The organism is Amycolatopsis sp. NPDC114503 (assembly GCF_055633655.1).
The window spans coordinates 141,426-152,305 of the sequence record NZ_JBVKDT010000017.1 but is presented as its reverse complement, the minus strand read 5'-3'; the positions used below and the strand labels follow the sequence as shown (position 1 = coordinate 152,305).

Sequence of the window (10,880 nt, the reverse complement as noted above, 5' to 3'; positions counted from 1 at the left end):
GAGATAAAAATGGAGTCGACACCAAGTTTGGAGTCTGCTTCACTCTTCGGCGTGGGACTTCGGGAACGGAAGAAGCAGGAGACGGTGCGGCGCATCGCGGAAACCGCGTTGCGGATGTTCGTCGAGCGCGGATTCGACGCGGTGACGATCGCCGAGGTGGCGGAGGCTTCCGACGTCGCGGTCAACACGGTCTACAACCACTTCCGCGTCAAGGAAGACCTGGTGCTGCCGCCGTCGGAAGCGTCGGCGGGCCGGCTGGCCGAGATCGTGCAAGCGCGCGGGCGAGGGGTGTCCGCGGCGCGCGCGGTGCTGGACCGTCTGCGCGACGAGATCCGGCAGCGCTCGCGGACGATCGGGCTGAGCCCGGGGTTCGGCCGGGTGCTGCCGATGATGCTGGCCGCGCCCACGCTCGCCGCTCGGCTGCAGGAGCTCGGCCAGCAGATGGTCGCCGAACTCGCCGACCTGCTGACCGCGGAAACCGGTGCGGCGCAGGACGATCCGGTACCCGGGCTGGTCGCCGCGCAGATCGGCTGGGTGCACAGCCTGCTGTACGGCGAGATCGGCAAACGCACCGTCGCCGGAGAGCGGCCGGACGACATCGCGGAGACGGCGTTGACGCTCCTCGACGCGGTAGAAGGCCTGCTCAGCGACCAAGTACTGACCTATGCGACCCGGAAGGACGCCTGACATGGACGCGTTCCGCGTGATCATCCGCGGCAAATTCGACGCTCTCGACGAGAGTGCCCGTGCCTTGCTGGAGGCCAAGACCGACGTCGCCTTCACCGAGGAAGGCACGTTCAGCTACGACGTCAACGCGACGGCGTTCACCTTCCGCTGCCAGGTCCCGGCCGGTCCGGAGGACGACGAACGCGCGGCCAAAGACGGCGCGACCGCCGCGTTGGCCGAGCACGGACTGCCGTATCGGGACCTGAACTACGCGGTCACCGATTTGCGCGCGATCAAGATCCGGCGCAAGAAACGCTGACGACGTCCGCCAGCGCGGTCGCCGCGCGCCAGCAGTCGTGGAAGGTGGAGTACATCGGCACGGGCGCGAGGCGGATGACGTCGGGGCGGCGGGCGTCCGCGATGACTCCGTGCTGGGCGCGCAGCGCGGCGCTGACGGCATCGGCGTCCAAACCGTGCAGCCGGACGGAAAGCTGCGCACCCCGGCGGTCCGGATCGCGCGGCGTGAGCACCTCCGTCGGACGCCCCGCACAGACCTCGTCGAGCAGCGTCTCGAGGTATCCGGTCAGCCGGATGCTCTTGGCGCGCAAAGCATCCATGCCTACCGCGTCGAACATCTCCAGCGCGGCTCGTACGGGAGCCATCGCGAGGATCGGCGGGTTCGACAGCTGCCACGAGTCGGCGGAATCGACCGGGGCCACCGTCGGATGCATCCGGAACCGCACGTCCGGGTCGGTGCTCCACCATCCGGCCAGCTTCGGCAGCGAACGGTCCGCGAGATGCCGCTCGTGCACGAACGCGCCGGCGATCGCACCCGGTCCGCTGTTGAGATATTTGTAGGTGCACCAGGCAGCCCAATCGACGCCCCAGTCGTGCAGCCGCAGCGGCACATTGCCCGCCGCGTGCGCGAGATCCCAGCCGACGACCGCTCCGGCGGCGTGCCCGGCGCGGGTGATCGCCGGGATGTCGAGGAATTCCCCGCTGTAGTAGTTGACCCCGCCCAGCAGAACGAGCGCGACCCGGTGCCCGTGCTCAGCTAGCCAGCCGACGACGTCCTCGCTGCGCAACGTCGATTCCCCGGGGCGCGGCGAAAGCCGGATGACAGCCTCGTCCGGGTCGAAACCGTGGAACGCGACCTGGCTGCGGACCGCGTAGCTGTCGGAGGGAAAGGCGGTGTCCTCGATGAGGATCGCGTGCCGCTCCGGGGTCGGCCGATAGAAGCTGACCATCATCAGGTGCAGGTTGACCGTCAGCGAGTTCATCATCACGACCTCGGCAGGCCGCGCACCGACGAGCCGCGCCGCCGGATCGCGCAACTGCTGGTGGTACGAGACCCACGGACGCTCGGCCTCGCTATGTCCCTCGACGCCCAGCCGGGCCCAGTCGGCAAGCTCCGCGTCCAGTGCGGCTCGGGTCGCGAATGGCTGCAGGCCCAGGGAGTTCCCGGCGAAGTAGGCCGTCTCGCCGTAGCCGCCGCCGGTCGCGGGCGGGACGTGGAACTGCGCCCGCGACGTCGGCAACGGGTCCTGGGCGTCGAGATCGCGGGCAGCGGCCTCGCCGAGGGCCACAGTCATGGGAGCTCCACAAAGTCGGAGGAGAAACGCGGGCTCCTCATCGTTCTTGCCGGACGTCATGCCCGTCCAATGCCTGATTCGCTCGTTCCCATGCCTGTCCGGCTATCTCCGCCGGTATTGCCGAACGGCTATGCCACGGCGGGCATTCGGTATTTCCGCACCGCCGCGGAGTGGGTCACGCTGTGCCGATCGACAACGGCCAGCAGAAGGCAGTGATCACGATGCCGACCGAACCCGCGGACGCGAACCTCAAGCGAAGCATCTCCCTCTTCCAAGCCGTCGGAGTCTCGTTTCACCAGGTAGTCGGCGGCGGGGTCGTCGCGCTGATGGGCACCGCCATCGCGCTGACCGGCGCCGGCGCACCGATCGCCTTCGCCCTCGCGGCGCTCGCGGTGATCGTCTATTCGCTGCCGATCGCCTCTCTCGGCAGCGCGATGCCGGTCACCGGCGGCCGCTACGCCTACGCCGCGCGGCTGGTCTCGCCCGCCGCCGGATTCGCGTCGATGTGGTTGTCCGCCGTGTCGGTGATCCAGCTCAGCCTGATGGCGCTGGCCGGGGCGAACTACGTCAGCGCGCTCGTGCCGGGAGTTCCGGTCCGGCCGCTGGCGATCGCTCTGATCACGGTGTTCTTCCTGACGAACCTGGCGGGCGCGACGTTCTCCAGCCGGGTCGGCATCGTGCTCGCGGTCGTCATGCTCGCAGCCTTCCTGCTGTACGGGATCGCCGGAGCGGGACAGGTGCGGTGGAGCGAGTTCGGGAACCTGACCCCGCACGGGATCGGCGGCTTGCTCAACGCGGCGGCCATGCTGACCTTCGCCACCACGGGCGCCTTTCTCATCGCCGACATCGGCGGGGAGATGAAGCGGCCGGGACGCGACATCCCGCTCTCCGTCGTCGGCGGCACTCTCGTCGCGGCGGTGATCTACGTGATCGTGGCGATCCCGTCGGTGGGGGTGCTCGGGGCGGAGGCGTCCGCGGGCAAGCCGATGTCCGACGTCGCCCGCCACATTCTGTCTCCGGGCGGTTTCGCGTTCTTCATCCTCGGCGGCGCGATGGCGTCGGTGATCGGCCACATCAATTCGCTGCTGCTGGCCGCGACGAAACCCGTGCTCGCCGCGACCGGCGACGGCTGGCTGCCCGCCGGCCTCGGCGCGGTGAACCGCAGGTTCGGCACCCCGCACTGGCTGCTGGCGATCCTCTACCTGATCGGCGTGGTCCCGGTGCTCGCCGGCTTCAGCGTCGCGAACATCGCGGCCATGACGTCGATCGTCACCGGGCCGTTGCTGACCTTGCTGATCATCGCGTCGTGGCGGGTGCGCCGGCTGCGTCCGGAACTGCACGCGGCAGCTCCGTTCCGGATGCGCCGGACGTCGCACGCCGTGCTGTCCGTGCTCGGCGTCGCGATCCTGGGCGGGCAGACTTGGTTGCTGCTCAAGCAGATCACCCTGCCCGCGCTCCTCGCACTGGCCGCCTGGAGCGTGCTGGGCGCCGGGGTGTGGCTGGCCCGTCGGTCGCGAACTGTCCCTGCTCCGCTCAACCTCGAAAGCGAGTGTGTATGACCACGCAGCTCATCCTCCTCGGCACGGCGGGCGGCCCCGCTCCGAAACGCACCCGGAGCGCTCCGGCCCAGGCGATCGTCGTCAACGACGCCACCTATGTGATCGACTGCGGCAACGGCGTCGCCCGGCAGTTGGTGCAGGCGGGACTCAAGCTGGACTCGCTGCGCGCGGTCGGCATCACCCATCACCACTCCGACCACAACGCCGATTACGGAAACCTCTACCTGCTGGCCTGGGCGGCCAACCTGGAACGGCGGGTCCCCGCGTTCGGGCCGCCGCCTCTTGCGGAGATGACCAGGCATTTCCTCGCGATGAGCCGCTTCGACATCGACACCCGGGTCGGCGACGAGGGTTTGCGCCCGCTGGATCGACTGCTCGATCCGCGCGAGGTCTCGGCGGACGGCGTGGTCTTCGAGGACGAGAACGTGCGGATCACCGCGGCCCGCGTGGACCACCCGCCGATCGTCGACGCCTTCGCCTATCGCGTGGACACCGCGGACCGGTCCATCGTGATCTCCGGCGACACCGCGCCGTGCGAGAACCTGGTGCGGCTCGCTGCCGGTGCGGATGTGCTGGTGCACGAGGTCATGTACGTCCCCGCGGTCGACGCCATGGTGAGCCATTACAACGGCACGACGCTGCGGGACCATCTGCTGGCGAGCCACACGAGCGTCGAGCGGGTCGGTGCGCTCGCCAAGGAGGCGGGCGTCGGGACTCTCGTGCTGTCGCATTTCGTCCCGACTGATGCGGACATTCCCGACGAGGTCTGGCGCGAGCACGCCGCTGCCGGGTTCGACGGCGCGGTGGTCGTCGGCCGGGACTTGCTGCGGCTTTGACCGGACGCGCTGGCCCGAAGTCGCGTCGGTCCCCGGGTTCGGTGCGTTTCGTACCTACAGTGGCGAGGTGACTACGCCTGCCGAGGACCAGCGCGACCACGTGATGGCGCGCGCGTCCGCGCTCCGCCGTGAGCTTCGCGCGGGTCTGGCGCAGCTGCCGGACCAGGCGGACGACGAACGCACGCAGACGCTCGACGCCTTGGTCGAGCGGGCGGAGGCGCTGCTGAGCACCGAGAAAGAGGTCGACGCCGCCGTCGAGCAGGTGCGCCTCGCCCGGCTGGAAGCCAAGCGCGGCAAGGTGCAGCGGACGACGCTGTACCTCGCGGTCGCGCCGGTCGCGGTCGGGATGGTGAGCGGCGCGATGATGCTGTTCGGCGCGCTCAACGCGGTCTGGCTGCTGCTCGCGCTGCCCTTGCTGGGCGCTGGCTTGCGGATCGCGTTCGGACCGCTCGGGCCGACGCCGCTGATGGTCAACCGGCGGCAGCGGGCCGCGTACAGCGGAGCCTTGGCGGCGATCTTCACCGCGGTCGCGCTCATCGGGGCCGGGCCGAGCGTCCAGCCGATCATGGTCGTTCTGGCGGCGCTCGCCACGGTGGCGACCGTGGCGTTTCTGGTGCAGGAGGCGCGGTGACCTACTCCGAGTACTACCGCGACACCGAGTACTACCCGGCCGAGGAGGGCCCGGAGGCCGATCCGGAACTCGTTGCTCTCACCGACACCGTCGGCGGCATGCAAGAGACCGTCGACGATCTGGAAAGCCGCACCGTACGCGACCTTTCCGAGCTGCGCGAGACAATCGAGTCGTTCACCGAAACGCATTCCCGGCACGAAACGCGGCTGGACCACACCGCCCGGCAGCTCGAACGGCTCCGGCAGCGGTTGCTGGTGCTCGAACGCGCGGTGCGGGTGTCGGAGAAGGTTCCGGTAGTCGACCTGGACGACGTCGGCCCGCGGCTGCGACAGCTCGCCGCCGAGGCGGAACGGCGGCACAGTCTCGCCGCGCAGCTGCTCACGCCGAGCCAGCGCCGACCGCACGAAGAGGACGTCGCGCGGCTTCCTCAGGCGCTGGAAGCGTTGGCGCAGAGCGAAGTGGCGTTGATCGGCGTGCTGGAGGTGCTGGCGACAGCCGAGCGCGGCACGCCGGAACGGGACGACGCGGAGTCGCGACTGTCCGAAGTGGTCGCTCGCCGGCGTGGTGTGCTGGATCGTCAGTTGCCCGCCGCGCGGCAGGATGCCGAAGCGGCGCAACAGCTTCTGGCCGCGGACGAGGTGACGCGGACCCGGGTGCTGCCGCAGATCGAGAAATGCGAACGGGACTGGGAAGAACTGCATTCCCGGCTGCGCGAGCGGATTACCGAGGCGATCGGGTCGAGCGCGTTGCTGCCGGTGTGGTTCACGCACGCGTTCGGAGTGGCGCCTCCTTCGGGAGCGGCGGGGGACAAGTGGATCCGCGCGGCGACGTCGGCGCTGGCCTACCGGGTGACGCACGGCGTGGTCGATCCGGCGCTGCCGCTGGGGGAGCCGCCGCCGTCGGACACCGACTGGACGGAACCGAAGTGGTCCTGGCGGGCCAGGCTGGAGCACGACATCGAGGAACTGGATCTCGGGGTGGACTAGCGCGGTTCCGCTGGGGCGGCGTCCGAGGTGGGCGCGAGTTCGCGTTGCATCCAGGTGACGTCGCGCCAGGCACCGTGTTTCCAGCCGATCTTGCGCCAGGTTCCGATCAGTTCGAAGCCCATCGCTTTGTGAAGCCCGACACTGGGTTCGTTCGGCTGGGTCATCCCGGCCACCGCCGTCCGCAAGCCGCGTTCGGCCAGGCGGGCGAAAAGGGCTTCGTACAAGGCTTTTCCGCCACCCGCGCGTCGGCGGCCCTGGGCCAGGTAGACGCTCACCTCGCACGACCAACGGTAAGCAGCGCGCTCCTTGTACGGGCTGCCATACGCGTAGCCGACCACTGAGCCGTCGATTTCCAGCACCAGCCACGCGTACGACTTCGTCGCCTTCGCGATGCGGGCGGCCATTTCCGTCGGGGTCGGCGGTTCGGTCTCGAAGGTGATCGCGGTTTCCCGGACGTACGGCGCGTAGATCGCCGCGCAGGCTTCGGCGTCCCGTTCCTCGGCAGGTCGGATCAACATGTTCACGATAGTAGACACGATCCGCTGCTATAGTCGATAGCTGTGACCGATCCCCTCTCCGCTTCGCTCGCCGCGGCGGTGCGCGAAGCCCGCCAGGGCCGCGAGCTTTCGGCAGGCACACTCGCCGAACGTTCCGGTGTTTCCCGTGCCATGATCGGGAAAATCGAACGCGGCGAGGCTCAGCCGACGGCCGTGCTGCTCAGCAGGCTCGCCGCCGCGCTCGGGCTCTCGCTGTCCGAGCTGGTGGCTCGTGCGGAGGGCGACGACGACCGCCGTCTCGCTCGCCGGGAGGATCAAGCGACCTGGCAGGACCCGGTCACCGGCTACGTGCGCCGCGCGGTCTCGCCGCCAGTGCGCGGGGCGACCGAACTCGTGGAAATCGACCTGCCGCCCGGGGCGAAAGCCGGTTTCCCGGCGGTGTCCTACGCCTTCGCCGACCATCAGATCTGGGTGCTGTCCGGCCAATTGCGCTTCCACGAAGGCGAAGTGGTGCACGAACTGTCCGAAGGCGACTGTCTCCAGCTGGGCCGCCCGGTCGACTGCGCGTACGAGAACCCCGGGACCCAGCCGTGCCGCTATCTGGTGGTGCTCACCAAACGCTGAATGTGGCGCAGGTAACGCCTGATTTGTCTGATTACCGGGGTCTCCCGCCCGGAGATGATGCGATCGCAACAGCATCCGGGAGGAGAAGCGAGTGGGTTCGTGGCGCGAATTGGGAGCGCACTTCAGCACGGCGGTCGTGCTGGCCGGCGGTGTGCTCGTCGGCGCGGTCAACATCTATGTGGCGGCAAGCCTTTTACCGACCGCGGTCATCGACATCGGCGGGGAACGGCTCTACGCCTGGAACATGACGGCGTTTCTCGTCGCGCAGGTCGTCGCGACGATGTTCGTCAGCCGGGCGCTCGCGCGACTGGGCAACGCGGCGGCGTACTACCTCGGGTTCGGCGTTTTCGCGGCGGGCTCGGTGGTGTGCGCGGCGAGCCCGGCGATGCCGGTGCTGCTGGCCGGTCGCGGGGTGCAGGGATTGGGCGCGGGATTGCTGACCGGGCTCGGGTTCGCGGTGATTCATTCGGCGCTGCCACGGCAGTTGTGGGCGCGGGGGAGTGCGTTGATCTCGGCGATGTTCGGCGTCGGCAACCTCGTCGGCCCGGCGCTCGGCGGGCTGTTCGCGCAGTTCGGTTCGTGGCGGGTGGCGTTTGTCGTGCTGGCGGTCGCGGCGGTCGTGATCGCGGCGCTGGTACCGCGGGCGCTTCCGCGCAGTGAACGAAGCGGCGAGACGGCCCCGGTGCCGACCTTCGCGCTGGTGGCCGTCGTGGGAGCGGTCGGGGCGGTGAGCGTCGCCGGAATCTTGACGAACGTCGTCGCGATGGCCGCGTTCATCGTGCTGGGATTCGGTTTCATCGCGGCGTTTCTGCTCGTCGAGAAGCGCGCCGCGATCCGGGTGCTGCCCGCCGCGACCTACGAGCCCGGCTCGTCGCTGAGGTGGATCTACCTGACCATCATGTGCCTCGCGGCCGGGGTGTCGGTGGAATCGTTCCTGCCGCTGTTCGGTCAGCATCTCGGCGGATTGCCGCCTGCCGCAGCGGGATTCTTCTCCGCCGCGCTGTCGTTCGGCTGGTCCGCGGGGCAGATCGTCAGTTCGTCGGCACGCCGCGTCCGGCTGCTCTGCCTGGCCGGACCGGCGCTGCTGGCTCTCTCGTTCGTCGTACTTGCCTTACTACAAAAGGAAAACGCCTCAGTCTTGGCGTGGCTGGTCGTGCTTCTCGCTGGTGGCACCGGAATCGGCATCGCCATGCCACACCTGTCGGTCGCCGCGATGGCCAGCGGTCAGCAAGCGGCAGCCGCGATCGCGACCGTGCTCACGATGGCGACCGCGTTCGGCGCGTCGATCGCCGGTCTGCTGGTGAACGTGGGCGGACCGTCGATGGTGACCTCCGCGCGCTACCTGCTGATCGGCTTCGCTTTCGTTGCCGCGGCGGGGATTTTCACGACAGCTGCGGCAGGCGTTGGTGCACGTCCAGCAGTTGCGCGAACGGATCTCCCGCCTTCGCCACGCGATCGAGAACCGTCCGGATCGTCCACCGATCCGGAGTGAGGTCGGGGTCGTCGAGTTCGTCCCACTCCAGCGGGACGGACACCGGCGCCCCCGGCTTCGGCCGCACGCTGTACGGCGCGACGAGCGTTTTGTTCAGCACGTTCTGCGTGTAGTCGAGCCGCGCCAGCCCGCCGCGCCGGTCCTTGTGCCACGCCCAGCTCACCAGGTCCGGCACAGTCTTGCCGATCGACTTCGACACGGTTTCCGCCCACGCGCGGGTCTCGGCATACGTATACCGCGGCTCGACCGGAACCCAGATCTGAATGCCGCGCTGCCCGGTTGTCTTCGGCCGCCCGACGAGCCCGAAGTGGTCGAGCGCGGTGCGGTGCAGCCGGGCGAGCGCGAGCACGTCGTCGAAGGACGTCTCGGATCCGGGGTCGATGTCGAACAGCAGCCAGGTCGGATGCTCGACGTCGGACGTGCGCGACGTCCAGGCATGCAGCTCCAGCGCGGCGAAATTCGCCAGCCAGGCCAGATCCGCGACACCAGAGGGCACGAGGTACTGCTGCACGTCGCCGGGGTCGGCTGCCTCGTAATGCCAGCGGTGCAGCCATTCCGGTGCGTGGTCGGGCACTTCCTTGTGCCAGAAACCAGGTTTGCCGACGCCGCCGGGAAACCGGTTGGTGTTGAGCGCGCGACCGGCGAGGTAGGGGAGCATCGTCGGCGCGATCCGGGTGTAGTACTCGATCAGCTCGCGTTTGGTGATCGGCTCTTCGCCCTCGCGGCCGGGAATCAACGTCTTGTCGAGATTCGTGACCTTCAACTGCCGCCCAGCGACTGTCCACGTGCCCTGCTTGCCCAGGTCTCGCAGCGCCTCCAGTTCGTCCTCCGGCGCTGGCTCGAACACCGGATGCAACGGCACTTCCGCCTCGGCCGCAGGCAAATCGCCCCGCCACAACGCGGGCGGTGCCGCAGCGATCTCGTCGTTGGTGAGCCCGCTTTTCACCGACTTCGGATGGTCCTCGGCGTCCCAGCCCGTCGTCGCGTAGTCGTCCTGCTTATGCAGCAGAAACCACTGCTTCCCATCGCCGTCTTTTTTGGGATGGATCAACACGAAGCGCCCGGCCAGCTTCTCGCCGAACAGATCGAAGTGCAGGTTCCCGTCCGCGAGCGCCTGCTCGGGATCATCGGTGTCGACCGGTTCCCAGCGTCCGCGATCCCACACGATCACGTCGCCGCCGCCGTACTCGCCGTGCGGGATCACGCCCTCGAAATCGGCGTACTCCAGCGGATGGTCCTCCACGTGCACAGCCATCCGCCGGGCCTTCGGATCGAGCGTCGGCCCCTTCGGCACCGCCCAGCTGACCAGCACGCCATCGAGCTCGAGCCGGAAGTCGTAATGCTTCCGCCGCGCCCGATGCCGCTGCACGACGAACTGGTAGCCAGGTTCCTGGGGAGCGTTCGCACCAGACGGCTCGTCGGTCTTCGCGAAGTTGCGCATCGCACGGTACTTCGCCAGCCGCTCGGCGGCGCCGTCCATTTCGCTGCCCCCTCCCCGTTCAGCAGGCCGGAGGTTCCTTCGCGCAAGAGCTGCTGTCGACCGTTCCCGAAGCCGCTTGCAACAGCAAGTTGTAGAGCTGTTCGCGCTGGTCAGGGTCAAGCGCCGCGAAAACCTCGTCCTCGACGGCCGCGAGCGCCGCCTCGGCCCGGGCCAGCTCCTTCGCCCCCCGCTCGGTCAACACGACGACGTGCCGCCTGCGGTCCTCCGGCGACCGCCGCCGCTCGATCAGCTGGTCGTTTTCGAGGTCGTTGAGCAGGCCGACGACGTTGGTGCTGTCCATCTCGAGGATCTGCGCGAGGGACTGCTGGGTGCTGGAACCGCGGGTCTGGAGGACGGTCAGGGCGATCAGATGCCGAGGCCGCAGCCCGAACGGAGCCAGCACGCTTTCCGCGCGCAGCCGGATCCGTCGCGCGAAGTGCTCGAGCAACGCACCAGACCTGCGCGGAGCCTGGGCGACGAGCGGCAGCGGAGCCATCTGTCCATTCTACGAGACACC

At 68.9% G+C, this 10,880-nt stretch carries 12 protein-coding genes; 8 read left to right on the top strand and 4 right to left on the bottom strand.

Annotated elements, in window-relative coordinates; translation table 11 throughout:
* The first annotated feature begins 51 nt into the window (after positions 1–51).
* Both ACZ7OI_RS44205 and ACZ7OI_RS44200 read left to right on the top strand, forming a co-directional pair.
* The gene (locus ACZ7OI_RS44205) at positions 52–687 is read left to right on the top strand and encodes a TetR/AcrR family transcriptional regulator (RefSeq protein ID WP_470270076.1); all 636 of its coding nucleotides are present in this window, start codon (positions 52–54) and stop codon (positions 685–687) included.
* 1 nt (position 688) lies between these two features.
* Positions 689–985 (top strand): DUF6204 family protein, encoded by a 297-nt coding sequence (locus ACZ7OI_RS44200; RefSeq protein WP_470270075.1) that lies wholly within the window; start codon positions 689–691, stop codon positions 983–985.
* Here ACZ7OI_RS44200 and kynU read toward each other — a convergent pair.
* Positions 960–2,258 (bottom strand): kynureninase, encoded by a 1,299-nt coding sequence (kynU, locus tag ACZ7OI_RS44195; RefSeq protein ID WP_470270074.1) that lies wholly within the window; start codon positions 2,256–2,258, stop codon positions 960–962. The genes ACZ7OI_RS44200 and kynU overlap by 26 nt on opposite strands.
* Positions 2,259–2,440: 182 nt before the next feature.
* On the opposite strand from kynU, the gene ACZ7OI_RS44190 reads away from it, so the two are divergent.
* The 4 genes from ACZ7OI_RS44190 to ACZ7OI_RS44175 all read left to right on the top strand — a co-directional run bounded on the left by ACZ7OI_RS44190 (position 2,441) and on the right by ACZ7OI_RS44175 (position 6,270).
* Positions 2,441–3,817: an APC family permease gene (locus tag ACZ7OI_RS44190; protein WP_470270073.1), complete on the top strand. Its 1,377-nt coding sequence runs from the start codon at positions 2,441–2,443 to the stop codon at positions 3,815–3,817.
* The gene (locus ACZ7OI_RS44185; protein WP_470270072.1) at positions 3,814–4,653 is read left to right on the top strand and encodes an MBL fold metallo-hydrolase; all 840 of its coding nucleotides are present in this window, start codon (positions 3,814–3,816) and stop codon (positions 4,651–4,653) included. The genes ACZ7OI_RS44190 and ACZ7OI_RS44185 overlap by 4 nt, the downstream gene beginning before the upstream one ends.
* Before the next feature lie 67 nt (positions 4,654–4,720).
* On the top strand, positions 4,721–5,284 hold the full coding sequence (locus ACZ7OI_RS44180; protein WP_470270071.1) for a hypothetical protein: 564 nt from the start codon (positions 4,721–4,723) through the stop codon (positions 5,282–5,284).
* The gene (locus ACZ7OI_RS44175) at positions 5,281–6,270 is read left to right on the top strand and encodes a hypothetical protein (protein WP_470270070.1); all 990 of its coding nucleotides are present in this window, start codon (positions 5,281–5,283) and stop codon (positions 6,268–6,270) included. The genes ACZ7OI_RS44180 and ACZ7OI_RS44175 overlap by 4 nt, the downstream gene beginning before the upstream one ends.
* Here ACZ7OI_RS44175 and ACZ7OI_RS44170 read toward each other — a convergent pair.
* Positions 6,267–6,788 carry a GNAT family N-acetyltransferase gene (locus tag ACZ7OI_RS44170; RefSeq protein ID WP_470270069.1) on the bottom strand — a complete coding sequence of 174 codons (522 nt, stop codon included), beginning with the start codon at positions 6,786–6,788 and terminating at the stop codon, positions 6,267–6,269. The two genes, ACZ7OI_RS44175 and ACZ7OI_RS44170, sit on opposite strands and share 4 nt — an antisense overlap.
* A 42-nt stretch (positions 6,789–6,830) precedes the next feature.
* Here ACZ7OI_RS44170 and ACZ7OI_RS44165 point away from each other — a divergent pair, with 42 nt between their 5' ends.
* Both ACZ7OI_RS44165 and ACZ7OI_RS44160 read left to right on the top strand, forming a co-directional pair.
* Positions 6,831–7,391, top strand: coding sequence for a helix-turn-helix domain-containing protein (locus tag ACZ7OI_RS44165; RefSeq protein WP_470270068.1), 561 nt, complete (start codon positions 6,831–6,833; stop codon positions 7,389–7,391).
* Positions 7,392–7,482: 91 nt separating this feature from the next.
* Positions 7,483–8,883, top strand: a complete 1,401-nt coding sequence (locus ACZ7OI_RS44160; RefSeq protein ID WP_470270067.1) for an MFS transporter — start codon at positions 7,483–7,485, stop codon at positions 8,881–8,883.
* Here the strand turns inward: ACZ7OI_RS44160 and ACZ7OI_RS44155 are convergent.
* Together ACZ7OI_RS44155 and ACZ7OI_RS44150 are read right to left on the bottom strand one after the other, a co-directional pair.
* Positions 8,774–10,363: a DNA polymerase domain-containing protein gene (locus tag ACZ7OI_RS44155; RefSeq protein ID WP_470270066.1), complete on the bottom strand. Its 1,590-nt coding sequence runs from the start codon at positions 10,361–10,363 to the stop codon at positions 8,774–8,776. The genes ACZ7OI_RS44160 and ACZ7OI_RS44155 overlap by 110 nt on opposite strands.
* 19 nt (positions 10,364–10,382) lie before the next feature.
* A complete protein-coding gene (locus ACZ7OI_RS44150; RefSeq protein WP_470270065.1) occupies positions 10,383–10,859 on the bottom strand; it encodes a MarR family winged helix-turn-helix transcriptional regulator in 477 nt (158 codons plus the stop codon).
* Positions 10,860–10,880: the final 21 nt, after the last annotated feature.